Raw genomic sequence first — 26,962 nt, 5'->3', positions numbered from 1 at the left:
AAATTCCTGCCTTCACAGGAATGACAACAATGAGCAAAAAAAAAGTACTAATCATAACTTATTATTGGCCACCAGCAGGAGGTCCTGGTGTGCAACGTTGGTTAAAGTTTGTAAAATACTTACCTGAGTTTGGTATTGAGCCTATTGTGTATTGTCCAGAAAACCCGAACTATCCTATAATAGATGAAAGTTTAGTAAATGAAATACCAGAAAACATCACTATTCTCAAACAGTCAATTAGTGAGCCTTATGGTTTGGCTAATTTATTTTCTAAGGGTCGTGCTAAAAAGATAAGTACTGGTGTTATTCCTAAAGAAAAAAAGCAGTCTTTGATTGAAAAAGCAATGCTATATGTGCGAGGGAATTATTATATACCAGATGCTCGTAAAAATTGGGTAAAACCATCTGTTGCTTTTCTTTCAGAATATATAAGTGATCATCAAATAGAAACCATTATCACTACTGGTCCACCACATAGTTTGCATTTAATTGGTTTGCAATTAAAAGCAAGATTAGGTGTAAAATGGTTAGCAGATTTTAGAGATCCATGGACAACTATTGGTTATCATAAAGCCTTAAAACTAACCGATGCTTCAAAAGCTAAACATATAGATTTAGAGCGTAAAGTTTTAAATACGGCAGATGAAATCATTGTAACAAGTAATCATACTAAAAACGAGTTTGAAGCTAAAACTAAGCAACCCATTTCAGTAATCACAAACGGTTACGATTCTCATAATGTTAGAGTAGAAGAGAAGGACATTATGTTTACTTTATCTCATATAGGATCGTTATTATCTGATAGAAATCCTATGGTTTTATGGGAAGTGCTTTCAGAATTAACAAATGAAAATGATGAATTTTCTAAAGCCTTTAAATTGCAATTAATAGGTGTGGTAAGTGATGATGTTGTAGAATCTATTCGTCAAAATGGATTAAAAAACCATTTAGATGTATTAGGTTATGTAAACCATGAGGATGCGATTAAATTTCAGATGAAATCACAATTATTACTACTCATAGAAATTGATTCTGAAGACACCAAAGCGATAATACCAGGGAAAGTATTTGAATACCTTATCTCTGAAACACCAATATTAGCGATTGGCCCAAAGGATGCTGATGTAGAACATATTATTAAATCCACAAATACTGGTACCTATTATACTTATAATCAAAAGACTGAATTAAAAACTAAAATCTTAGATTATTTTAATGCTTTTAAGAATGAATTGTTAAAGGTTAATGCTATTGGTTTACAACCATATAGTAGAAAGGCATTGACACAAAAATTAAGTGAAATTCTTAAGAAAAATTAATTCTCAAAACTGGTTTTGGAAATTGACAGTTTATAGTTGTAATTTGTAACACTATGGGAATTGTATTAAATCAATCTTTTAAAAATACTATTACAACTTATTTAGGTTTTGGTATTGGTGCTGTTAATACCCTTTTTCTTTACACTAATTTTTTAACAGATGAATATTATGGTTTAGTTGCATTTCTATTATCTGCGGCAAACATAATGATGCCTTTTATGGCTTTTGGAGTTCATAATGCTATCGTTAAATTCTATTCGTCATTTAAATCTAAAAGTAGCATTAATAGCTTTTTAACATTGATGTTATTTCTGCCTTTAGCGTTTATAATTCCTGTTGGTATTATTGGTTATTTTGCCTATGATGCTATTATTAGTTTACTTTCTAGCGAAAACCCAATTGTAGAAAATTATATTTGGCACATTTTTGTTTTGGCTATTGCCATGGCTTATTTCGAAATATTTTTCGCTTGGACTAAAGTACAAATGCAAACCGTATTTGGTAATCTTATGAAAGAAGTATTTCATAGAGTTTGTATTATGTTATTACTTTTTGCTGTGTATTTAGATTGGTTAACTGTTGATCAATTTATAATAGCTTTAGTTGGCGTGTATATATTGCGTATGGTAATTATGAAGCTATATGCTTTTTCTGTAAGATTTCCGAAGTTAAAATTTCAGAAATTAGAAAAGCAAAATTCAATATTCAAGTATGCAGGTTTAATGATTATTGCGGGTTCTGTGGCCATGCTTATATTAGATATTGATAAGTTTATGATTGGTCTCATATTACCAGATATAGAGCAAGTAGCATATTACAGTGTTGCCATTTTTATAGCTACTGTAATAGCTGTACCTCAGCGTGCTATGCACCAAATATTAATGCCTTTAACAGCTAAATATCTTAATGATAAAGATATACCAGCTTTAGAGGATTTGTACAAACGGAGTTCTATGACACTGTTGGTAATTAGCGGCTTTATTTTTTTATTAATTATCCTAAATATCAATCAGCTTTATAAAGTCCTTCCAGAAGAATTTACAGGCGGATTATTTGTAGTACTTATTGTAAGTTTAGCTAAACTCTATGATAATTGTTTAGGTAATAACAATGCTATATTGTTTAATAGCGATTATTATAAAATGGTTTTGTTTTTTGGAGTATTATTAGCAATTATAGCGATAGTACTAAATGTTGTTTTTATCCCTGTTTATGGAATTGAAGGTTCTGCATTTGCAACATTTTTAGCTGTTTTTGTTTATAACACTATAAAGATCATTTTTGTTAAAAAGAAGTTTAACATGCAACCATTTACATTAGCTTCATTAAAGGTTGTACTAACTTTAATAGTATTGATTTTAGTATTCTATTTTTGGGAATTTCCGTTTCACCCGATAGTAAATATTGTTTTAAAATCTGGGATAATAGGCTTAGTCTACTTTAGCTTACTATATAAATTAAATGTTTCTGAAGACATATCTAGTCAGATTAAAAAGTATTTAAGGTTAAAATAAACTATAGTTACTAAGTTGCATACTATTGGTAGTTTAAACCAAATTATTAATGTAATCTACATTAACCACATGTTTACCGTTAAAAGGCATAATTGAAACTCTATCGCCAAACAATTCTTGTGATCTTTTAGTTTCATGTAGAATTCTTTCTTCGTCTAAATATTCATCTTCAGTACCATAAATAAGTTTTACTTCTGTGCTATTAGATAAGTACTCAAAATTTTTAGCAGTTAATTCTTTAGGAATGCCACCAGAATGTATTACCAATTGGTTACATTTTAATTGTCTTTTTGCAATATATCGCATAGCCACGCTAACACCTTGAGAATATCCAAATATGATAAGGTTAACAGATGTTGGGATATCTTCAACTTCAAAAATAGAATCAAAATAATTCAAAATATTGTCCATTCCAGTATCAGTGTTATCTCGTGTTAACCAATTGGCACCAACGTGCATTTTTGGTTGAATGTAATATTTACTCGGTGCCTGAGGTGCGATAATATAATTCTCTTCTACATTTAATCCCTTAAAATATTTAAGGAAATAGCGACTTAAATAACCCATGCCATGGCATACAAACCAAACCGTTTTAGTGTGTTCTGTGAGTTGATTTAAAGTAGAGTAGGAGTTACGTGTTTTATATGTGATTTCTTTTTCGTTGGAATTCATTATTCTTGGTATCTTTGCTTTTCGATGATAAAAATACTGTATTTCTATGCAACAATCTAAAGAAGAATTCTTAGCAAAAGTTAATGCTGTGAGTAAAAACACGTTAATGGAAACCTTAGAAATTGAGATGGTGGATTATGGTGATAATTTTTTAGTAGCAAGAATGCCAGTATCACCAAAAGTACACCAGCCAGATGGTGTTTTGCATGGTGGAGCAACGGCAGCTTTAGCAGAAAGTGTTGGGAGCTTTGCATCGCATTTATTTACAGATATTGAAAATTATTTTGTTCGTGGATTAGAGATTACAGCTAATCATTTAAAGAGTGTTACTGATGGTTATGTCTATGCCAAAGCTACTTTTTTACATAAGGGTAGAACCACACAACTTTTGGATATTAGAGTAACAGATGAAGCTGATAATTTAGTTTCTATTTGTAGATTATCTACTATTTCACTTCCCAAAAAAAAGTAGCGAATGAATGAAGATTCGTTTTTTGAGGCTTTAAAAGCGCAATATGCTAATCAATTACCTTTTGTAGTTTATAGTAGACCAATTAATTCTATTATTAAATGTTGGTTGCAAAAAGATGATACATTACATAAAACGGAAACGTTTACAGAAAGTGGATTTGTGTTTGCACCATTCGACTTTAAAAACCAAAGTGTTCTTTTATTAGAAACGGATTGTGAGCAATATTCTATTGAGGTAGAATCTAAAATTGAATCTCAAATCTCTAAAACACAATTAGTAATTAATGAGAATGAAAAAACTTCTCACATAAGTTTAGTTTCAAAAGGAATAAGCACTATTCAGCAAGAGTCACTTAAAAAGGTGGTGTTGTCGCGTTGTGAAACTCAAGAATTGACTAACAATAATCCAATTTCAATTTTCAAAAAACTTTATCATAAGTACAAAAATGCTATGGTTTATTGCTGGTATCACCCTAAAGTAGGTCTTTGGTTAGGAGCAACACCAGAGTTATTATTTAAAGTTGAAGGCAAGCAATTAACAACCATTTCTTTGGCAGGAACTCAACCTTACAGAAGAATATCTAAACCTGTCTGGACTAACAAAGAATTAGAAGAACAGCAAATCGTTACCGATTATATAACCAATCAAATACAACCTTATACGAGCCAAATTAACGTGTCTAATGTAGAAACGGTTAGAGCAGGTAATTTGCTTCATCTCAAAACAAGAATTACAAGCCGTATAGCAAATACATCTAGTTTAAAATCTATTATTGATGCCTTGCATCCTACACCAGCCGTTTGTGGCTTTCCTAGACAGGAGGCTAAAGATTTTATTCTTCAACATGAAAATTATAATCGCGAATACTATACAGGCTTTTTAGGCGAACTTAATTTAAAGCAGTCTAAAACTAGAAATACCAATAGACGCAATGTTGAAAATAATGCTTATGCAGTTGTAAAAACACAGTCTAATTTCTACGTTAATTTACGTTGTATGCAAATTAAAGAAGACAAAGCTTTAATCTATGTTGGTGGTGGTATAACTAAAGATTCTAACCCAGAAAAGGAATGGGAAGAAACTGTAAATAAAACCAAAACTATTGGTAATGTACTTACCTAAGAACCTACAGATTTTTCTATATTTGTATATACATGAAGCATTCCAAAATTCCCTTATCGCAAACTGTTGTAACCTTATGTAAAGCTCATAACGTAAAGCATATTGTTATTTCTCCAGGAAGCAGAAATGCTCCTTTAACAATTGGATTTACTCACGACGATTTTTTTAATTGTTACAGCATTGTTGATGAACGCTGTGCAGCGTTTTTTGCATTAGGTATTGCACAGCAATTGCAAGAAGCAGTAGCTATAGTATGTACGTCTGGTAGTGCGCTGCTTAATTATTATCCTGCAGTTGCTGAGGCCTTTTATAGTAATATTCCTATAGTTGTTTTATCTGCAGATAGACCAAAGCATTTGGTAGGCATTGGTGATGGACAAACTATAAAACAAAAGAATGTTTATGGAGATCATGTATTGTACTCCACAAATTTAAAATTAGATCTAAAAGAGGAAGACAGCAGAAGTAAAGAAGACGAATTACCAATTTTTAAGAACTTAGAAAATAAGCTTGAACGTATCTTGGGTCTGCAAAAAGACATTCAGTCATTTAATGAGTCTGAAATACATAATGCACTTACTATATCAAATTTAAAATTAGGTCCAACTCATATTAATATTCCTTTTGATGAACCTCTATATGAAACCGTTGAAAAACTAACTGTAAATCCAAAAATTTTTAAAATTGAAAGTAGAACTGAGAAAGTAGATGATTTTGAAATTAAAAGTTTGTTAGATGTTTGGCATAATGCTAAACGAAAAATGATTTTAGTTGGTGTTTTACAGCCCAATTCTATTGAAGAAAAATGGATACAAGAAATAGCTGACGACGATAGTATTTTAGTGTTTACAGAAACGACATCTAATTTACATCATCAAGATTTTTTCCCAGAAATAGATAAAATCATTGCACCATTAGAAGGTGAAGAATTAAAAACATTGCAACCAGATATACTGCTAACATTTGGTGGCTTAATTGTCTCAAAAAAAATTAAGAAATTTCTAAGAAAGTATAAACCAGACCATCATTGGCATGTAAGTTTGCAACATGCAAATGACACCTTTTTTTGCTTAGAAAAGCATATAAAATTAAGACCCAATACTTTTTTAAGTGCGTTTTTACCGCAAGTAACACATCATACAAAAAGTAATTATAAAACAACTTGGTTAGCAACACGACAATTACGACGTAAAAAACATAAAGCGTATTTAAAAGTGATACCGTTTTCAGACTTTACGGTTTTTAATTCCATTATTAAAAGTTTACCAATTCAAGGTCAATTGCAAATAAGTAATAGTTCTGCAATCCGATATACGCAATTATTTCAAATGCCAAAGCATATAAATATTTTTTGTAATAGAGGTACAAGTGGCATAGATGGCAGTACAAGTACTGCGATAGGTGCAGCAGTAGCCGCAAATGAACCCACAACTTTTATAACAGGAGATTTAAGCTTTTTCTATGATAGTAATGCACTATGGAATAATTATATACCCAAAGACTTTAGAATAATAGTTGTTAACAATAATGGTGGAGGTATTTTTAGAATTCTACCAGGTCATAAAGACACAGATAATTTTAATACCTTTTTTGAAACCAAACATCAACTTACAGCTAAACAACTATGTAATATGTATGGATTTGATTATCTAAGAGCTGATGATGAAACTGTATTGAAAAGTCAATTAGAAGGTTTTTACAATGCGTCTAACCAACCAAAATTATTGGAGATTTTTACGCCTTCTACTTTAAATGACAAAATACTCTTAGATTATTTTGAGTTTATAAAGTAAAGTAACCGTTAAGAAGTGACTTCTCTATTTTTTGTGTGTCTAAAAAATACTTACCTTTAGTGAGACAATTTATTTAACCTAAAAACAATAAAACATGAGTAAAAGAGATGATTTAATTGCGAAGTATGCAGCAGATTTAAAAGACAAATGTGGTATGACACCAGATATGGACTTATTAACTAAAGTAACTGTTGGCTTAGGTCCTTCAATTTACAATGCAGATTCTTCTACGGTTTCTGGTTCTGATGAAAAAGAATTAGCAACAGTAAAAAACAACTATTTAATCAAAAAATTAGGATTAAAAGATGGTGCTGATTTAGATAAAGCTATTGCTAAAGTAATGGATACTTACGGACAATCTAATAGAAATAAATATAGAGCAGTAGTATATTACATGCTTTGTAAGCATTTCAAAAAAGAATCTGTTTACTAGTAGAAAGCATTCAAAAAAATATGAAAAGCGTTATAATTAAATAATTATAGCGCTTTTTCTTTGTATGAATATGAATACCTTTGCAACATGATACATTTAGGCGAATATAATACACTTGAAATCTTAAGAGATACAGAACCAGGATTATTCTTAGGGGATGGAAATGATAATGAAATTCTTTTACCCAATAGATATGTACCAGAAGTATTTGAAATAGGCGATAAGATTGAAGTTTTTGCCTATTTAGATAATGAAGAACGACCGGTTGCCACAACAGATAAACCTTATATTAAAAATGGTGATTTTGCATTATTACGTTGTAATCAGGTTACTAAGTTTGGTGCATTTTTAGATTGGGGTTTGGTAAAGGAATTATTCTGTCCGTTTAAAGAACAAGCGTTTAAAATGAAAGCAGGTGGTTGGTATTTGGTGCACTGCTATTTAGATGAAGAAACTGAACGTTTAGTTGCTTCTAGTAAAACCAATCGTTTTTTAGATAATAAAGAACTCACTGTTAATCAATTTGATGAAGTTGATTTAATTGTATCTCATCCATCAGAATTAGGCATGAATGTTATTGTAAACAAAAGACATTTAGGTCTTGTGTTTAAAGATGATATTTATAAAGATATTAGTGTAGGTGATAGATTAAAAGGTATCATAAAAAAAGTACGTCACGATAACAAGTTAGATGTGTCTTTAAACCAAATAGGTTATAGAAATATTGAACCGAATGCAGAGTTTATTTTAAATGAGTTACAAGATAATAGTGGTTTTTTACCATTAAATGATAAGTCAGATCCAGAAGCAATTAAGGAGATGCTTCAGATGAGTAAAAAAAGTTTTAAAAAAGCAATAGGAGCTCTTTATAAAGAGCGTCAAATAACTATTGACGATAAGGGAATTAGTCTAGTTCAGTGAGGAAATTAGCTGATTTCCATTAACTCTATGGTAAATGGTGTCTAAGCCTTCATATAAATTATTAAAACAGATATCTTTCCATTCACAGAAACTACTTTCAATTTCTGCATTCATTCTTGTAGCACTGTTGTAACTCACAATACCATAGGCTGCTAAATTCGGTAACGTCCTTCTAGCATCTTTTACATCTAATAGAGAAATAGAATATGAGTTAACTCTATTTGCCACGATACCAAATGGTTTAGAATCACCAAAATAGTTGCGAATATCTTTAAGTGTTTTCTTCACAGAATTTATATCTATATGAGTACCTTCATTAAATTCTATTACAGCTATATGGTTAAAAAAATGAACAGTTCCTACCTTAGACTGTGTTTGTTTTACAATTTGCGAAGCAACGTTTGAATTTGTAATTGTCATAACAGTTGTATTTTTATAAACTACTAATTTTAGTGACTTAACAGAGTTTTTAATAAGACACAGCTATTTTATGCTAGTCACTTAAAACAATGAAGACTAATATGTTATACGAATGACAAAACGTTTTAGATCTTACAAGTAGAAATAAAGTAGATATTAATGAGGTAAGTTTTGCTCAACCCAATCGATTGCATCTTCAATCGATTTAAATGCTTGTCTATTAAATGTAAAAAAACGATTTTCAATCTCAAACACTCTTTCTGTTAAAGAATTGTACACCACAATAGCGTATGCTTTTAAGTTAGGAAATGAAATATTAAATCTATTGGCATCATTTAGATTTATGGAATATGAATTTTTTCTATCTGCGATAAAGCCAAAAGGTCTTTCTTCAAAATGATTTTTTATTATATCTCTAACTTCATTAAAATTAGCATAATCAATATCAACGCCTTCATTAAAATTAGTAATTATATAATTATCAAAGAGATAGACTTCTCCTAAATTAGTTGAGCGAGTTAAAAAAGTTTTGTTTTTAAGGTTAAGGCTATTATTCATTATAGGTTAGGCTAGATTAGGGTTAATTTTTAAGGGCGCAAATATATTGTTTAACATGAGAAAACCAAATATAAATTGCAGTTAGTGCATTATTATTAATTCCTTATTTTTGCTTTTAAAATAATAGATAAATGAGTTCTATAGATTGGAAAGTTGCCAAATCTTATGAAGATATAACATATCACAAATGCAATGGGGTTGCTAGAATAGCATTTAATAGACCAAATGTTAGGAATGCTTTTCGTCCAAAAACAACTTCAGAACTTTACGATGCGTTTTATGATGCTGGAGAAGATGTAAATATTGGAGTTGTGCTTTTAAGTGCTGAAGGACCTTCTACAAAAGATGGCATATGGAGTTTTTGTTCGGGTGGAGATCAAAAGGCTAGAGGACACCAAGGTTATGTTGGTGAAGATGGGTATCATCGTCTAAATATCCTAGAAGTTCAACGCCTTATTCGTTTTATGCCAAAAGCAGTTATTGCTGTTGTACCTGGTTGGGCAGTAGGTGGTGGTCATAGTTTACATGTAGTATGTGATTTAACATTAGCAAGTAAAGAACATGCCATTTTTAAACAAACTGATGCTGATGTAACTAGTTTTGACGGTGGTTATGGCTCTGCCTATTTAGCAAAAATGGTAGGACAGAAAAAAGCACGTGAAATCTTTTTCTTAGGTCGAAATTATTCTGCTCAAGAAGCATACGAAATGGGTATGGTAAATGCGGTTATACCTCATGCAGAATTAGAAGATACTGCGTATGAGTGGGCACAAGAAATATTAGCAAAATCACCAACTTCTATTAAAATGCTAAAGTTTGCAATGAACCTTACAGATGATGGTATGGTTGGACAACAAGTATTTGCTGGCGAAGCTACGCGATTAGCTTACATGACAGATGAAGCAAAAGAAGGAAGAGATGCCTTTTTAGAAAAAAGGAAACCTAACTTTCCTAAAAAATGGATTCCATAATATAATTAGGTTTCAATGAAAAAAGTTAAACCATGGCTCTCAGCCATGCGATTAAGAACCTTGCCGCTTTCTGTATCTGGTATAATACTTGGAACTTGTTTTGCCTATTACAACGGACACTTTAATCCTTGGGTTTTAGTATTGGCAATTTTAACGACTATAAGTCTTCAAGTATTATCTAATCTTGCCAATGATTATGGCGATGGTGTTAAGGGTACAGATAATGATGAACGAGTAGGTCCACAACGTGCCATTCAAAGTGGTGAAATAACACCAGACCATATGCTCGAAGCTATAAAGATGAATATCTTAGTAATTATACTTTTTACTTTATCCCTTATCTGGGTGGCTTTTGGACCAACTAATTTTTTATTTCTACTGCTGTTTGTTTTTCTTGGAGGTATTTCAGTGTATGCAGCTTTAAATTATACTATGGGAGATTCGCCTTATGGTTATAGAGCTCTTGGCGATATTTTTGTTTTTGTATTTTTCGGATTATTGAGTACAATAGGTAGTTATTTACTTTATATGCATACAATAGATCATGTTGTGATTTTGCCAGCAATTACAGTAGGTTTGTTAAGCGTTGGTGTGCTTAATTTAAATAACATGAGAGATATAGAACCAGATGCTAATGCAGGTAAAATTACTTTAGCAGTAAAATTAGGACTACAAAAGGCCAAAAAATATCATTTAGTATTGATTATAGGTGCTATGTTGTTGAGTGTCATATTTTCAATTTTGTATTATGTAGAGCCTTACAATTTTTTATATCTTATAGCATTTATCCCTTTAATAATTCATGTTAAAAAAATTAAAGTTGCAAAAACAGCAGATGATTTTGATAAGCAACTAAAAGTTTTAGCCTTGTCAACATTTCTGTTTGCTTTACTTTTAGGTATTGGGTATATTTTGTACTAGTTCATTATATTATAAAGTGATTTTTAAAGTAAAAATTTATAGACTTAAGTATATTAATGCTTAAGTTTTTTTATTTTAACAACTTATTCAAAAAAATCTAAACCATTACATGAAAAATCTAATTACACTTGCCTTACTATTAGCATTTACCTTTGTTGATGCTCAAAAAACAAATTTAAATGTCAGTGAAAGTTTAGAGTATAAAGATAAGGTTAAGTCTACAGGTGTTTTAACGATTCATACTACAGACAATGGCTTAACAGGCATAGTAAGAGAAAGCAAACGTGATATATTGTTTGATGTTTTTGATAATAGTCTTGATAAAAAACATAGTCTGGTTATTGAGAGCGATAAAAAAGAACGGTATATAGGAGAAGTTGTTTATGGCGACGAAATTAAAGTATTTACTGTGTTCTCACCTAAAGCTAAAGAGCGCATAGTTAATTGTCATTCATTTAATATAAAAAGTGGATCTCATAGCAAAAAGAAACTATTTGAAGTTACAGTTGCTAAAAAGCGATTTTTATTTGGTAATCGACAAGATCGTGAAACCAGTTTAGGTATATCTCCAAATGGAAAGTATTTAGCTATGGCCACGGATAATATTTACAAGGACGTAAACGACTATGCTATTAGAGTGTTTAACGCTAAAACTTTAGAATTGTTATTTACTAAAAGCTATCAAAAGCATGAAGAAAAATATTTTAAGCATAATGATATTTCTATCAATGATAACGGAGACGTTTTTGTATTAGGAAAATTATATAAAGAAGGAAAAAGAGAAAAGAAAAAGGGAGAAGCCAATTACGATTTTATTTTAAATAAAATTACCGAAACAAGCAATAAGGAGTTATCCATTAGCCTAGCTGATCAGCATATTAAAAATTTAGGTATTACAATAGTAGACAGTAAGTTACATCTTATAGGTTTTTATTCTGAAAGAAATTCGGGTAGAATTAAAGGTGGTTGTAATTTTATTATTGATTCAGAAAATTTTTCTATCGCCAGTAAAAACAATTATGAGCTACCTATAAATGTTTATGAAGATTTATTCGGTGATAAAAGAGGATCAAAAAAGAAAAATAAAGGAAAAGAGTTAACCAATTTTTATATCGATTATATTTTAGAAGATTCACAAGGAAATACTTATCTATTGGCAGAAGAATTTTATATTACGCAAACCTACGTGTCTACTGGTATGAATGGTGGTTACTGGCAAACGGTATATCATTATGACGACATTTTAATATTAAAATTTGGAGCTTCTGGTAATTTAGATTGGGGAAGAAGTATTTTTAAACGTTCTACAGCACCTTCATATAATGCATTTCTTAAAAATGATGAATTGCATGTATTATTAAATTCTGGTAAAAATCTACTTGAAAAAAAGGATGGAAGAACAAAAGTCTCTAAAGGATGGTTTGAGTCGTCTTCATTATACGATATAGTTTATGATAATGCAGGTGAAGTTATCTATAGTAAAATACAAGATAATAAAGGAAAAACATTCTATTTACCATTTTACGGAACTTATCAAGACGGAAAATTTATTATGATGAGTTCTGGTCGTAAAAAGAGACAATTTATGATTTTACAATAGACTAAAAATATACAATTATGAAAATCACATTCTATGGACATGCCTGTTTAGGTATTCAAATCAAGGATATTCATATTCTTGTTGACCCGTTTATTTCAGGAAACGATAAAGCAGCTCATATAAACATTGAGGGTATAAAGGCAGATTATATTTTAGTAACTCACGCACATCAAGATCACATTTTAGATGTTGAAGCTATTGCTAAACGAACAGGAGCAATTGTTGTTTCTAATTACGAAATTGTAGTGCATTATCAAGAATTAGGATTGGAAGGTCATCCAATGAATCACGGCGGAACTTGGGATTTTGATTTCGGAAGTCTGAAATATGTAAATGCCATACACACTTCTTCTTTTCCAGATGGAAAATACGGTGGACAACCTGGTGGTTTTATAATTGAAGGCGAACGTAAAAACATATACATAGCAGGTGATACAGCCTTAACTATGGATATGAAACTAATACCCATGCAAACCAAACTCGATTTAGCGATTTTACCTATTGGTGATAATTTTACAATGGGAATAGAAGATGCCATTATTGCAAGTGATTTTGTAGAATGCGATAAAATCTTGGGCTACCATTATGACACATTTGGTTATATAGAAATTGACCATGAAGTAGCAAAACGTAAATTTTTTGATAAGAATAAAGATTTAATGTTATTAGAAATAGGAGAGAGCGTTGAACTTTAATTTATATGTTGTCCCTTATTTTTTAAAACGCTGTTTTTTGAGTTTATAAGGGTTCCTTTAGAAAAAATAAAATACCCTTTGTCAAATAAGTTAGAATTAAAAAAAAAGCAAGTTTATAAAACTTGCTTTTTTCTTTTAATCATAATCTAATTTACTATAATTTTTTGTGTTTTACTATGGTAATTATTAAATACCTTAACAAAGTACACTCCAGTTCCAAGCCTTGAAATATCAATGGTGTTACTTAATTTTAAATGATTCAATGTTTCATTTAAAACTAATCGACCTTGTATATCATGTAAACTTACTCTACTACCAGCATTTAATTGTCCTTTAATAACTAAGGACTTTGGGCTTGTTGTAGTATATATTTGAATATAATCTAATTCATTCTGTCCAACGGATAGCGTTGATGATGTTACACGAAGATAAAAACGACCAGAACCATTTAAGTCTGTATTAGGGGTAAATGTATAATCACCTGAATTTAACAACGTAACAGTATTAGTTACGTTATCTTCTAAATATACTTCGACATTTCTTGGTAATGTGGTTTCGCTTATACTAAAAGTAATTTGTTCTCCTTGATTAGAATTAACACCCAATGGAATTATTGTATTTACTAAATCTGTAGGGTTTAATGCCTGTAAAGCTATAGGAAGTCCTGTATTGTCTTCTACTAAAAGAGAATATAGGGCAAAGTTGGGCGCTACATTACCTAAAATTTTTCCATCATATCCATGATCTAGACCTTTACTTGCATGATTATTAAAATAAAACTCAGTACTATAATTACTATTAGACGCACCAATATTGAGCTTAAAAAACGTTAAATTATTTGAACTACGACCAGCAATAAAATCATCAGCGCCGTTTTTTGCCCTCATTGAAGGGTCAAAAATAACATCATAATCATTAACATAAGCTTCATTTGCAGCTACAAAGAATCCTTGGCCTGGTGCCATTAATTTTTCACTAGCATTGGCTAAGGTAATAACATCCCATTTGTTTTCTACACCATTACCAGCATAACCATATATACCAGATATATTTTCGAAAATATCCATATTTCTAACTACTGGGTCTACGCCATTATCTAATAAAACAAAATTTAAGAACAAATCCATATCCAGATAAGAAGGATAAGGATTTCCAATTAAATTCCAATCAGGAAATTGTGCTCCTGTATCTAATATATTAATCGAAATTGAGTACGTAGGCACGGTTCCTTCAAACGTTAAATTTGTTCCAGATTCAGTAGCGGCTCTGTAGCCTTTACCACTTACTAAATTTATATTATCTAAATCGCTTTGAGAGTTAGTATAATTTATATAATTATCTACTGTTTTATCGAAAGGACCAAAAGCATAAGTTGTTGGGTTAATACTACCATTATTTAATAAGTCTGTAGCATTTGTATCTAAGGCCAAGAAATCTTCCCACGTCTGCCCTGAAAGTGGTGGGGAAATTAAATCATTACCACCAGAACTAGCATTAACAAAACGCTCATATTTTACCTCACCTTCAATTGTTCCATCAACTATTAAACTAGAATATAAAACTGAAGTTGACTTTAAAGTTGTAGTATTTGCCGATAATGTAATACCAGAATTTACTGTCAATGCCGCACCAGCCTCGACCGATATAGTATTAATAGATGTATTCATAGAAATTACAGCCTCACCAGATTCTATTACAATTTCATCATTTGAGTTAGATATATTGTTTGGGTCTTCTGGCGACCAGACATTGTCATTAAAGGTATATAGTATAGGTTCTACACAAATTTTGGTAACCACCAAATCATCAATTCCGGCTTCAACAATATCACCAGCGCTTGAACCGTCTGCTGCAGATACTCTAATAACTAAACTAGAGTTTGCTGGAATTTGTGCTGTTGCTTCCGTCCATTGTGCTTCTACAGTTTCATCACCATAAGATGCAAGCGTAGTATAGTTAGTACCACCATCAATTGAATATTCTAATAAAAAGAAATCACCAGAATCTCCACCAGCATCACGTTGTCCAAAGAAATACCAAATTGATAAATTAGAGTCATCAGTAATAGTATAAACAGGTGAGGTAGCAATTGAAACACCACCATCAATATCATTAACTCCTGCTGTAGTATTTGTTGCCGTAAAAAATGCATTTGTTCCCACTTCGCTATGATCGTCTTCTGGTTGTGTTAGTACACCCGACGTTTGTGCTGTTGGGTTTGCAATAACAAAAGTTCCTGTAGAAGCAGTTCCTGAAGTCGTCCAATCCGTACCAGATCCGTTTTCAAAATCTACTTCAATTACAGTTAAGTCAACGCCTGCACATGGGAGTTCTTCCAAGCAGAAATTAGTAGTCTCAGAATTTTCAAAGCTTGCGCCAGAAGCAACTGTTAGTCCATTAGCCGTTACAGTATATGATCCATTGCCATATTCACAGCAAATACCATCTCCATACGTATCGCTAATGATAAAGTCATAGCAGCCTTCAGGAAGACATTCTTCAATAGTAATAGTAGAACCATCTGGTTCACTACCATAAGTACCACCAGAGGCAACAGTAACTCCTGCGCTATCTTGAATAGACCAGCTTGTTTCTTGTGGATAGTTATCAAATGTTATAGACACCATGACATCTGTACAAGTAGGAGGTGGTGGGCATTCGTCTGGACAAGATCCACCACAGTCCACACCAGTTTCATCACCATTTTGAATACCATCATTACAACTTGGTTCTGGGATGGTCTCAATAATCTTTAAAAATTGATTAATTTCTGGGTTAAGAATTTCATCAACAACACCTGAAGGCCAACGAACAACCACTTTTTCTATTTGAGTATTTACTCCAATTCCAAAATGTTGAGTAAATGTATTTACCAAGCCATAGCCTTCACCAGAGCGAACATCTCTTATTTGTTTTCCCCAAGTACCATATAATTCTACTCGTGCGCCAATACCATTTATATTACTTACGGTGCCTTCTAATTGAATATTAATATAGTTATTTGAGTTACCATCATTTAACCAGATTCTATCTTTTGTAGAACTAGGAGAATTTAATCCATTAGCATAACCTGCGTAAATATCTAAGAAACCATCATGATTAATATCACCAACAGAAAACGACTGTATTTGATTAGAGTTAAACGGATTTGGAGCATTCTGAAAAGTACCATCTCCATTATTGTAAAAAATGTAATGGTTGTCTCCAGACACCATTAAATCTATAAAACCATCATTATTAAAATCTTTGAAAAACCCTTGAATTCCATAAAAATTAGAGGAATCTAAAGTAGGCAATAAACCACTTCCTGTAGTTATTTCTGTAAAAGTTCCATTACCATTGTTTCTCATTAAATTAGGACCCGTAAAGTGGTTAATGATAATGGCATCTAAATCACCATCATTATCAATGTCACCAAAATCCGACAACCAAGTTTGTGCTCCTATTTTAAGATTAGCTTGCTCAGCGACTTCGGTAAAATTGTTATCTCCATCATTTTGCCATAACATGTTTATACGTCTTGGATCCGTTGGGTCGTTTACACCACCTCTACATTTAGAAATATAAAGATCGAGATCACCATCATTATCATAATCCATCCACATACTTGCATAATTTCCGGAATTATCACTTGATGGGGTTGTAAAAGTTCTAATTAAATTATGATTGTAAGATAAAGTTCCGTCCTGGTTGTTTTGATAAGCTCGCGATTCTGCGTCATCATGACACGCAAAAATATCTGCCCAACCATCGTTATTGATATCTGCAAAGTTTGCACCTTGTAAGAACAAAATTGAGTTTGGCTGTGTAGATTGTGAGTACGAATCGTTTCCATTATTATTCTTTACAATCTTTAAGTTGTCGTAAGCACCACCAGACATAATATCATTAAAGCCATTATGATCAAAGTCGGCAATTGCAGTTCCCCATTGATTACTGTTACTTACTGTGCCATGGTCATGGCTTGTAAACGGTTGTCCTGCTTCATTTTGATACTGAATACGAAGCTGCCTTGCATTATTAAACTGTACAATATCATCTTTACCGTCGCCATTCATATCAATGACTCCCATTGGCAATCCACTAAAATTATCTTGTCCTAAGAGCGATGTTCCATCAGTAAAAGACATAGTGTTTCCACCAGGATTACTATTATTAACTGCAATTATTGTAGTTGCTATATCAGAAAATTCACCATCACTTACCGTTAATGTTACGGTAAACTCAGCTGAAGTAGTAAATATATGGCTAGTTGTAACACCAGACGCTGTATTACCATCACCAAAATCCCAAGAGTAAGTTAATGGATCATTATCTGCATCAATTGACGCGGAAGCATCAAAATTAACACTCAAAGGTGCTGGGCCATTTACAGTAGAAGCAGAAAACAAAGCTTCTGGTGGAGAAGAGGTTGCTGGAGTTAAGCTATTTATCCAATCTTCAATTAATTGAACACCAGCAGTATCAACAACATCTTTTGCTATCGGAGGCATCTCAATACCAGTCTGTGTAGAATTCATTCTAAAATGTGCCATAGAATTGGCAACATCTTGTGGTATAATCACTTTAGGATCTGTCAAACCTTCATCATAAACTACAGGACCATAAATAATATTTTGGTTTGCCGATGGAGTTGAATAACGTGCATCAAACATAGCCACGTTATCGACGTTTGGATTATGACAACTTGCACAGTTTACATCTAAATAAGATCTTGCTCTATCTTCTAACGAAGCACTTAAATCGTCTTTTGCAGCCACCGCAGGATAATTACTAACATTAGTATCTGTAATAGTTTCAGTTATAAGACCAAGCTCACTAAAATTAACAAGTTGGTTCATGGTTATACCAGAACTCGGATAAGTGATTGCCTTATTAAGGTGTCTTGTTTTTGGACCTAATACACTACCATTTTGCGGAAAGTGACAAGATGCACATTCGTTTCTACTCGGGTAATGCCAAGATTGAGTAACTCCGTTCACAACAACATCTTCATCTACAGCATCATCTAATAAGGTTGCATCTGTTTGTGCACTATTCCATTTATAAGTTAAATAATAATAGACGTCGTCGTCTCCTTTTACTTCAAAACGTGTTTCTAAACGTTGTCCGCCAACCTCAAAATGTTTAATTAATACAGAGCCTCGTGGAAAATCCCAAGCTTCATCGTTAGAAAATGTAATTTGTTCGTCAGCTGTATCATATGTACCATCGTTTGGTATGGCCATCCATCTTTTTTTTGCAGCACCATCAGACCAAAACGGTTCAATCATATCATAAGGGATAAGTCCTGGATTAGGAGTTAAGATACTTAAATTAGAAAAAGCTCCAGTCTGTGACAACAAAGCGGGAATACCTGTATTACCAGAAGGAGTTGTTGTTGGTAAATTTCCATTAAGAAATTTTGCAATTGCTTCAGCACTAATGGCTGGATCCATTAAAGCACTTCTGTTAGTTGTATGTGAGTTTATAGCCTTTTCATGTCTTTTAAAAGTGGCAATAGAGCTATTCTCACGTATAGGTTGCAGTGTGTATGATCCTGAAGTTAGCTTTTCATGATCTGCAACCGCTAAGAGTTCATAATCTGAATAATTTGAAGCATCGATTTGAGACTCATTATAATATAGAACTGCAATAGCTGCAATCACTACGGTGATAAATAGGATAAGTTTCTTGTTTACCATTTTCCTTGAGGTATCGACAAAAAAATACATGCAAAAAAACAAATGCTTTCAATACATAAACAATAAAGAAGATGTATCAAAAAAAATAGAAAGCATTAATTAAGAATCTAGCGTGTAGTTTTCAGTCATATTATTATTGATTTGGTTTTTTATATATGCTTAAAATATTTTATAAGTATAAATAGTGGTACAAGATGATTAATAAATACTCCTTATTATAATATTTTCGTTTATCGTATAGGTTTATAGGCTATAGTACCTTAAATAGGATCTAAAACATTGCTGTATAGGCTTTTAAATTGATTTTATAGATTTTAGATATGTTTTAAAATTGAAGTGATAAAGAATAACATATTGGTTCACAGTAAACTATAAAGCATATGAATACTATTATTGTAAAAACTGTTTAAGTAAAAAATCAAAGGAACTATTTAAATGGTATTTTAAAACTAAAATTATACAATCACTAACTTATTTTTCTATTTGTTTTAAATCCATCCATTCCTTTCGCAGATCATCGCTGACCTTACCAGAACCATCATGTTTCCAACCAGGTGGTTTTATTAAATAGAGAATCCTGTTCTTAATAGATTTCTTTCCGGTAAATGCATCATTAAACATATTAACCCATTCAATAAACGCAATTTTTATTGGGTTGTAAGTTTTTATATTTTTTACCAAACCGTAAACTACTTTTTCCTCTTTTAATTCTGGTTGAAACGTACCAAACATTCTATCCCAAATAATTAAAATACCTGCGTGATTGCGGTCTAAATAAATAGGGTTACTACCATGATGCACTCTGTGGTGCGATGGTGTATTAAACACAGCTTCAAACCATTTGGGCATTTTGTCTATAGCTTCGGTATGTATCCAAAATTGATACAATAAACTTATTGACATTTGTAATAAAATCATCGCAGGATGAAAACCTAATAAAGGCAGCCATAACCAAAAAATAAAGGTATAAAAACCACCAGACCAAGTTTGTCTTAGAGCTGTACTTAAGTTATAATGTTCAGAAGAATGATGCACCACATGCGATGCCCAAAATAAACGACACTCATGCGATACTCTATGAAACCAATAATATGAGAAATCATCTATAAAAAATATTAGCACAAAAGACCACCAAGCCACAGGAACGGTAAATAACCTAAAATTATCATATATCCAGAAGAATATTAACAGTACTAAAGCTTTACTGGCAAAACCTAAAAACACATTGCCTAAGCCCATTGCAATAGAAGATAGTGCATCTTTGCTTTCGTAGGTCTTAATGTGCTGTTTTGTAGTGACATATAATTCTAATAACATCGCTAGAATAAAAAAAGGAATGGCAAATAAGATGATGTTAGGAAAATCTGGCATTTGTAATGATTTTGAGTTGGTAAATTACAAAATTATTTAAGTATTTTTGATTGCATCTATGACAGCAAAATATCATAAATACATTTTAGACTTTAAAAGACCGAGTGGTACATCTCGTGGAGTAATGACTACTAAAGAAACCTGGTTTATAACACTAGGAAATAATGGCAAACAAGGAATAGGTGAGTGTGGCATTTTAAGAGGTTTATCTATTGATGATAGACCAGACTATGAAACCAAATTAAAATGGGTTTGCCAAAATATACATATAGGATTAGCTATATTGGTTGACGAGCTTAAGGAATTTCCAAGCATTCAATTTGGTTTAGAAACTGCTTTTAAATCTTTAGAAAGTGATGATCAGTTTCAGTTATTTCCTTCAGCATTTACAAAAGGTTTTGACGCTATTGCTATTAATGGCTTAGTCTGGATGGGAGATGAAAACTTTATGCGAACTCAAATCAAGGAAAAGATTGAAACCGGATTTGATTGTATAAAACTTAAAATAGGAGCCATAGATTTTAAAACAGAATTGAATATTTTAAAATCTATTAGAAAAGAATTTTCAGCTTCGGATATAGAATTGCGCGTAGATGCTAATGGAGCGTTTTCAAAAGATGATGCTTTAGAGAAATTAAAACAACTTTCAGAATACCAATTACATTCCATTGAGCAACCCATAAAACCAAAACAATTTGAAGCTATGGCTCAGCTTTGTGAAGCGACACCTTTACCAATTGCTTTAGACGAAGAATTGATAGGTGTGTTTTCAATAGAAGAGAAACAAATATTACTAGAAACGATACAGCCACAATATATAATATTAAAACCAAGTTTGGTTGGTGGTTTTGGTGGCAGCACGCAATGGATTGATTTAGTAGAAAGTTTAAATATAAAATGGTGGATTACAAGTGCTTTAGAAAGTAATATTGGGCTAAATGCTATTGCACAATGGACTTACACGCTAAAAAACACAATGCCTCAAGGATTAGGTACAGGAAGTTTATTTACTAATAATTTTGATTCGCCATTAATTGTAAAAAATGGTACTTTGCAATACGATAAAAAACAACACTGGAAATTTAATATATAACTATGAATTATATACAACAAGCCTATAAAGGACAGCGCGAATTATGGATGTTTATTATAACAACCATATTAGTTGCTGGTATATTTATTGCCAATTTTATCTATTTTTTATTTTCAGATCCTGCTGAATTAGAGGCTGCTATGGAGATGATGAAAAGTTGGGGCTGGTCTGCTAATGTTACTTTAATCATTAATTTAGCGCCATTTGCTTTTTTACTGGGTCTATTATTTATTATGGTAAAATATGTGCATCAAAGAAGTATTTTATCATTAACAACATCGCGATCTAAAATAGATTACAAACGGATTTTGTTCTCGTTTTTAATGATAACACTTTATACAATTGGTACATTTTATATAATGTATGCGATAGACGCTTCAGAAATTGTATATCAGTTTAATGCTAGTAAATTTGCCTTATTATTTTTAATTAGTATTATCCTTTTTCCACTTCAAATAGGATTAGAAGAGTATTTATTTAGAGGTTATTTAATGCAGCATATTGGCGTTTTGGTTAAGAATAAATGGTTTCCGTTAATATTTACCTCTGTTTTATTCGGAATTGCTCATAGTGCCAACCCAGAAGTTGGAGCTATAGGATTTTGGGAAATGATGATTTTTTATATTGGCACAGGTTTATTATTGGGTATTATGACATTAATGGATGAAGGTTTAGAGTTAGCTTTAGGATTTCATTTAGGTAATAATCTTATTGCATCATTACTTGTAACTACAGATTGGACAGCTTTACAAACAGATGCCATATATAAAAGTACTGCAGAACCTGTTGCTGGTACTGTAACAGAAATAGTAATTCCTGTTTTAGTTGTGTATCCTATAATGCTTCTTATTTTGTCTAAAAAGTACGGTTGGAAAAACTGGAAAGATAAATTATTTGGAGATGTTGTAGAACCACCCAAAGAAGACTATAAAATCATTGAATAGATGACACCAAAGTACAATAAAGTACATAACCGATTTAAGTTTAACGGACTTCATTTTAATTTTGAAGACTTAAAAGAAGTAGCCTATAGCCTTATAAAAGAAGGTGAACCGTTTGAGAAAGTAACTGGCAACTTTTTAATAGATTGGCTCAACGACAAGGATTTTTTAATTGTTAATACTTCTGGTTCTACAGGTACACCAAAGTCTATTAAATTAAAAAAGCAAGCAATGGTTAACTCTGCTATTGCCACAGGTGATTTTTTTGGACTTCAACCAGGTGATACAGCTTTACATTGTTTGCCTAGTCATTATATTGCTGGTAAAATGATGTTTGTACGTGCTTTGGTATTGGGATTAGAACTAGATTTTGTTGCACCAGTTGCGCATCCCATTTTCGATTATGACAAGCATTACGATTTTTGTGCTATGATTCCGCTTCAATTAAAACAAGCTATAAATTACACACAAAATATAAAGACTATTATTGTTGGTGGTTCTATGGTTACTAAACCTTTGTTAGAAAAAATTAAAGAATCAAAATCCCTATTTTTTGAAACTTATGGTATGACGGAAACCGTAACTCATGTTGCAGTACGTCAATTAGAATCTAAATCGGCTAAAAGCGAAAAATATTTCAACGCGTTAACTAATGTTCGTTTTGAGCAAGATGAAAGGAAATGTTTAATTATCCACGCACCAAAACTTGTTAAAGACGCTTTAGTAACTAATGATATTGTAGATTTAAAATCCGAAACTAGTTTTAAACTACTCGGACGTTATGATAATGTAATTAATTCTGGTGGAGTAAAACTGTTTCCAGAGCAAATTGAAGAAAAACTTCAAACTCTTATTAAGGAGCGATATATTATTGCTGGTGAATCTGACGTTGAACTTGGAGAAAAGTTAATTCTTATAATTGAAAATCCTGCGGATTCTGCAGACACCATTTTATCCAATATTCAGGAATTAAAAGCCTTGGATAAATTTGAAATTCCGAAGCAGATATACACACTAGAGAAATTTCCAGAGACGAATACAGGGAAAATTCAACGTAAAAAAACACTTAAAGCTGCTTTAAGGTAGTTTACTCATTCAAAGACTTACTTCACTCATTAGTGGTTTTGTATTATAGTGTTTGTTAATAGGTTTACACAAACTTATAACTCAAACATTATGAAAACAATTTTAAAAATCATTATTGTATTGTTTTTTTCAGTACAATTAAATGCTCAGCAAAAAACTGTTACAGGCACTGTAACAACTGCTTCAGACGGGTTGCCATTACCAGGAGCAAATGTTCTTATTAAAGGAACTAGTCAAGGTGTAACAACTGATTTTGACGGTAAGTATTCAATAAGCACCAATTTAGGTGATAAATTAATATTTAGTTATATAGGTTACAAGTCTCAAAGTGTAACCGTAGGAACCAAAAGTGTTATTGATGTTAGTTTAGAAGCAAGTGAAACATTAGATGAAGTTGTGATTGTTGGTTATGGTACAACTACAAAAAAGGCTTATACTGGTACTGCAGAAGTTGTCAGATCAGAGAGTATTAGTAGTATAAGTGCTCCAAGCAAATCACAAATAAGAAGACAAGAACAGAAAAGATTCCACGATAAGATTTCCAAACAATTGGCAGACAATGTACAAGGGGTTAACATAAGAGGTACAAAGGCAAAAAATAGTAACTCTAATATTTTATATATCGTTGATGGGATTCCAATACAAAAAGGATATAATCAATTAATTGATAAGTTAAATCCTAATGATATTGAGCATATGAATGTTTATAAATCAACTGAAGCGCTTAGTATGTTTGGTAATTCAGCAAAAGATGGTTGCATTGTAATTACAACTAAAAGCGGAAATTATAGAATTCAAAATGATGAATCTTATGCTCAAATCACAGAGAATAATTTCGAAAGAACTAATATGTTTCCATTATCAACTTTTTCAATTGATGTAGATAAAGCTTCTTATAGTAATGTTAGACGTATGATTAATAATGGCCAACATATTTCTCCAGATGCTGTCAAAATAGAAGAGATGGTTAATTACTTTAACTATAATTACCCGCAACCAACAAATGAGCACCCTTTTTCTATTTACACAGAAGTTGTTGAGTCACCATGGCATAAAGAAACCCAATTAGTAAGAATTGGTCTTCAGGGTAAAAGTTATACAGACGAAGAATTACCAGCATCTAATCTCACATTTTTAATTGATGTATCTGGTTCTATGGGTTCGCAGAATAAACTGCCTTTATTAAAAAGTGCTTTTAAACTTTTGGTTAATCAATTAAGAGCAAAAGATAAAGTATCTATTGTGGTATATGCTGGTGCAGCTGGTGTGGTTTTAGAACCTACATCTGGTGATAATAAAGAAAAGATTTTAGCGGCTTTAGATAATTTAAGGTCTGGTGGTTCAACTGCTGGTGGAGCAGGTATAGAGTTAGCTTATAAATTAGCTGAAAAGAACTTTAAGAAAAATGGAAATAATCGAGTAATACTTGCAACAGATGGAGATTTTAATGTTGGAGCTTCAAGTAACAGCGACATGCAAAGTTTAATTGAAGAAAAACGTAAGTCTGGAGTGTACTTATCTGTTTTAGGCTTTGGATATGGTAATTATAAAGATTCAAAATTAGAGACGTTAGCAGATAAAGGTAACGGAAATCATGCTTATATCGATAATATGCAAGAGGCTCAGAAAGTCTTCGGAAAAGAGTTTGGTGGTACCTTATTTACGATTGCCAAGGATGTAAAAATTCAAGTAGAATTCAACCCAAAGAAAGTACAAGCGTATCGTTTAATTGGTTATGAAAATAGGTTGTTAGCAGATGAGGATTTTATAGATGATACAAAAGATGCAGGTGAATTAGGAAGTGGTCATACCGTAACGGCTTTATATGAAATTATCCCAACAGGAATTAAAAGTGATTATTTAAAAACAGTTCCAGGTTTAAAATACGCTACCACATATCCAACTTCAAAGTATGAAAACGAATTATTTACAGTAAAATTCAGATATAAAAGACTAGACGAGTCAAAGAGTATTGAGATGGTACACGTACAAAATACTAAAATTACTGTGGCATCTGCTGATATGAATTTTGCTTCTGCGGTTGCTTTATTTGGTATGAAACTGAGAAACTCTAAATATAATAATAATGCTAAATTAGATAGAGTTATTGAACTAGCAGAGAATGGTAGAGGTGAAGACAAAGAAGGTTATAGAGCAGAATTTATAAGATTGGTGAAATCTTATGATAATATTAATTAGAACTATTGTGCATTTTGATAGAATTCGTCACTTCGAGTGGATTTTTCGATTGAAAATGAGGAAAATATGTATCGAGAAGCAGAATATTGTTCAATAAAATGTTCTCGATACAATTTTTCGTACCTCAAAATTACTCGAACTGACAACAAATAGTGTTTGTATATGTATAATGCAAAACATGTTAATTAGAACTATTATGTTCAGTTGAGCGCAGTTGAAAATATTATAAAAAACAAAAAGCCCAATACAACCGTATTGGGCTTTTCAATATATTGCTTAAAAGGATTAATTTCCTTCGCTTAGGTTTTTCATTTCAGACTCAACCATTTCATAGAACTGGTCAATTTTAGGAAGTACAACGATACGAGTACGTCTATTTTTTGCTCTATTCTCGGCAGTATCATTGTCAACTAACGGCACATAAGAACTACGACCAGCTGCAATTAACTGTTGAGGGTTTACATTAAGGCTTTCTAAAACTCTAACAACTGCAGTAGCACGTTTTACACTTAAATCCCAGTTGTCTAATAATGGTGGTTTGCTATAAGACTTGTTGTCTGTATGCGACTCTACCATAGCTTCAAAATCTGGTTTGCTATTGATAACTTTTGCAACTTTTCCTAATATCTCATTAGCTCTTTCTGTTACAGTATAGCTTCCGCTTTTAAATAATAATTTGTCAGCAATTGAAATAAATACAACACCTTTTTCTACGTTAATTTCAATATCAGAATCGCTCATTCCAACCTCTTTCTTAAGGCTAGTAACAATAGCTAAAGTCACACTGTCTTTACGAGTTAAAGCATCTTGTAAACGTGTAATTTTTAAGTTACTTTCTCTTAGACTTTCTAGCGATTTTTCGAGGTTAGTAGCACCTTTACTTGTCAATTCGGTTAAGTCTTGAGAGTTTTTTATCAAAGCTTCATTGCTTTTACGCATATCAGCTAATTGTTCTTTCATAGCTTCTACACGAGCATTTGCAGCAGCAGCATCAGAAAGACAGCTATTTAATTTTACCGTAGCTGTATTTAATAAATCTTGTGTTTCTTTTTGTTGTGCTTCAAGTGCTAGGTAATCTTTCTTCGACACGCAAGACGCTAACAACACCATTGAACAAACACTTAATAACATTAATTTTTTCATAAATTCATTTTTAGTTAAACTGTTATTTACAACA

At 31.9% G+C, this 26,962-nt stretch carries 21 protein-coding genes; 15 read left to right on the top strand and 6 right to left on the bottom strand.

Annotation, left to right across the window (positions count from 1 at the left end; genetic code table 11):
- Positions 1-29 precede the first annotated feature (29 nt).
- Together H8K90_RS09415 and H8K90_RS09410 are read left to right on the top strand one after the other, a co-directional pair.
- Positions 30-1,319 carry a glycosyltransferase gene (locus tag H8K90_RS09415; RefSeq protein WP_186845708.1) on the top strand — a complete coding sequence of 430 codons (1,290 nt, stop codon included), beginning with the start codon at positions 30-32 and terminating at the stop codon, positions 1,317-1,319.
- 53 nt (positions 1,320-1,372) lie between these two features.
- Positions 1,373-2,833, top strand: a complete 1,461-nt coding sequence (locus H8K90_RS09410) for an oligosaccharide flippase family protein (protein WP_186845707.1) — start codon at positions 1,373-1,375, stop codon at positions 2,831-2,833.
- 33 nt (positions 2,834-2,866) lie between these two features.
- Here the strand turns inward: H8K90_RS09410 and H8K90_RS09405 are convergent, their stop codons facing one another.
- Positions 2,867-3,505 (bottom strand): alpha/beta hydrolase, encoded by a 639-nt coding sequence (locus tag H8K90_RS09405; RefSeq protein WP_186845706.1) that lies wholly within the window; start codon positions 3,503-3,505, stop codon positions 2,867-2,869.
- Positions 3,506-3,551: 46 nt separating this feature from the next.
- Here H8K90_RS09405 and H8K90_RS09400 point away from each other — a divergent pair, with 46 nt between their 5' ends.
- The 5 genes from H8K90_RS09400 to H8K90_RS09380 all read left to right on the top strand — a co-directional run bounded on the left by H8K90_RS09400 (position 3,552) and on the right by H8K90_RS09380 (position 8,246).
- The gene (locus H8K90_RS09400) at positions 3,552-3,977 is read left to right on the top strand and encodes a PaaI family thioesterase (RefSeq protein ID WP_186845705.1); all 426 of its coding nucleotides are present in this window, start codon (positions 3,552-3,554) and stop codon (positions 3,975-3,977) included.
- Positions 3,978-3,980: 3 nt separating this feature from the next.
- Entirely contained in the window at positions 3,981-5,099 is a 1,119-nt protein-coding gene (locus H8K90_RS09395; protein WP_186845704.1) for a chorismate-binding protein, read from the top strand.
- Positions 5,100-5,131: 32 nt separating this feature from the next.
- Positions 5,132-6,892, top strand: a complete 1,761-nt coding sequence (menD, locus tag H8K90_RS09390) for a 2-succinyl-5-enolpyruvyl-6-hydroxy-3-cyclohexene-1-carboxylic-acid synthase (protein WP_186845703.1) — start codon at positions 5,132-5,134, stop codon at positions 6,890-6,892.
- A gap of 94 nt (positions 6,893-6,986) precedes the next feature.
- The gene (locus tag H8K90_RS09385; protein WP_186845702.1) at positions 6,987-7,325 is read left to right on the top strand and encodes a DUF2853 family protein; all 339 of its coding nucleotides are present in this window, start codon (positions 6,987-6,989) and stop codon (positions 7,323-7,325) included.
- An 87-nt stretch (positions 7,326-7,412) separates the two neighbouring features.
- Entirely contained in the window at positions 7,413-8,246 is an 834-nt protein-coding gene (locus H8K90_RS09380; protein WP_186845701.1) for a CvfB family protein, read from the top strand.
- Here H8K90_RS09380 and H8K90_RS09375 read toward each other — a convergent pair.
- Together H8K90_RS09375 and H8K90_RS09370 are read right to left on the bottom strand one after the other, a co-directional pair.
- Entirely contained in the window at positions 8,235-8,666 is a 432-nt protein-coding gene (locus H8K90_RS09375; RefSeq protein WP_186845700.1) for a hypothetical protein, read from the bottom strand. The genes H8K90_RS09380 and H8K90_RS09375 overlap by 12 nt on opposite strands.
- A 156-nt stretch (positions 8,667-8,822) precedes the next feature.
- Entirely contained in the window at positions 8,823-9,224 is a 402-nt protein-coding gene (locus H8K90_RS09370; RefSeq protein WP_186845699.1) for a hypothetical protein, read from the bottom strand.
- Between the two features lie 131 nt (positions 9,225-9,355).
- Between H8K90_RS09370 and H8K90_RS09365 the strand changes: the two genes are divergently transcribed.
- The 4 genes from H8K90_RS09365 to H8K90_RS09350 all read left to right on the top strand — a co-directional run bounded on the left by H8K90_RS09365 (position 9,356) and on the right by H8K90_RS09350 (position 13,411).
- Complete coding sequence (locus H8K90_RS09365) at positions 9,356-10,195, top strand: 1,4-dihydroxy-2-naphthoyl-CoA synthase (RefSeq protein ID WP_186845698.1); 840 nt, start codon at positions 9,356-9,358, stop codon at positions 10,193-10,195.
- A 15-nt stretch (positions 10,196-10,210) separates the two neighbouring features.
- Complete coding sequence (gene menA, locus H8K90_RS09360) at positions 10,211-11,116, top strand: 1,4-dihydroxy-2-naphthoate octaprenyltransferase (protein ID WP_186845697.1); 906 nt, start codon at positions 10,211-10,213, stop codon at positions 11,114-11,116.
- Between the two features lie 109 nt (positions 11,117-11,225).
- A complete protein-coding gene (locus H8K90_RS09355) occupies positions 11,226-12,716 on the top strand; it encodes a hypothetical protein (protein ID WP_186845696.1) in 1,491 nt (496 codons plus the stop codon).
- Between the two features lie 17 nt (positions 12,717-12,733).
- Positions 12,734-13,411, top strand: coding sequence for a metal-dependent hydrolase (locus H8K90_RS09350; RefSeq protein ID WP_186845695.1), 678 nt, complete (start codon positions 12,734-12,736; stop codon positions 13,409-13,411).
- 146 nt (positions 13,412-13,557) lie between these two features.
- On the opposite strand, the gene H8K90_RS09345 is transcribed toward H8K90_RS09350, so the two are convergent.
- A complete protein-coding gene (locus H8K90_RS09345) occupies positions 13,558-19,095 on the bottom strand; it encodes an FG-GAP-like repeat-containing protein (RefSeq protein ID WP_186845694.1) in 5,538 nt (1,845 codons plus the stop codon).
- Positions 19,096-19,566: 471 nt separating this feature from the next.
- Positions 19,567-20,466 (bottom strand): sterol desaturase family protein, encoded by a 900-nt coding sequence (locus H8K90_RS09340; protein WP_186845693.1) that lies wholly within the window; start codon positions 20,464-20,466, stop codon positions 19,567-19,569.
- 58 nt (positions 20,467-20,524) lie between these two features.
- Here H8K90_RS09340 and H8K90_RS09335 point away from each other — a divergent pair, with 58 nt between their 5' ends.
- The 4 genes from H8K90_RS09335 (at position 20,525) to H8K90_RS09320 (ending at position 25,785) form a co-directional block, all read left to right on the top strand.
- Positions 20,525-21,559 carry an o-succinylbenzoate synthase gene (locus tag H8K90_RS09335; RefSeq protein WP_186845692.1) on the top strand — a complete coding sequence of 345 codons (1,035 nt, stop codon included), beginning with the start codon at positions 20,525-20,527 and terminating at the stop codon, positions 21,557-21,559.
- A 2-nt stretch (positions 21,560-21,561) separates the two neighbouring features.
- Entirely contained in the window at positions 21,562-22,503 is a 942-nt protein-coding gene (locus H8K90_RS09330) for a CPBP family intramembrane glutamic endopeptidase (protein WP_186845691.1), read from the top strand.
- Positions 22,504-23,586 carry an AMP-binding protein gene (locus tag H8K90_RS09325; protein ID WP_186845690.1) on the top strand — a complete coding sequence of 361 codons (1,083 nt, stop codon included), beginning with the start codon at positions 22,504-22,506 and terminating at the stop codon, positions 23,584-23,586.
- A gap of 90 nt (positions 23,587-23,676) precedes the next feature.
- Positions 23,677-25,785, top strand: coding sequence for a vWA domain-containing protein (locus H8K90_RS09320; RefSeq protein ID WP_186845689.1), 2,109 nt, complete (start codon positions 23,677-23,679; stop codon positions 25,783-25,785).
- A gap of 285 nt (positions 25,786-26,070) precedes the next feature.
- On the opposite strand, the gene H8K90_RS09315 is transcribed toward H8K90_RS09320, so the two are convergent.
- On the bottom strand, positions 26,071-26,928 hold the full coding sequence (locus tag H8K90_RS09315; RefSeq protein ID WP_186845688.1) for an OmpA/MotB family protein: 858 nt from the start codon (positions 26,926-26,928) through the stop codon (positions 26,071-26,073).
- Positions 26,929-26,962: the final 34 nt, after the last annotated feature.

Source organism: Winogradskyella echinorum, assembly GCF_014297365.1.
Taxonomy (GTDB): domain Bacteria; phylum Bacteroidota; class Bacteroidia; order Flavobacteriales; family Flavobacteriaceae; genus Winogradskyella; species Winogradskyella echinorum.
The sequence above is the reverse complement of the archived record's forward strand: the minus strand, read 5'-3'. Positions and strand labels throughout refer to the sequence as shown.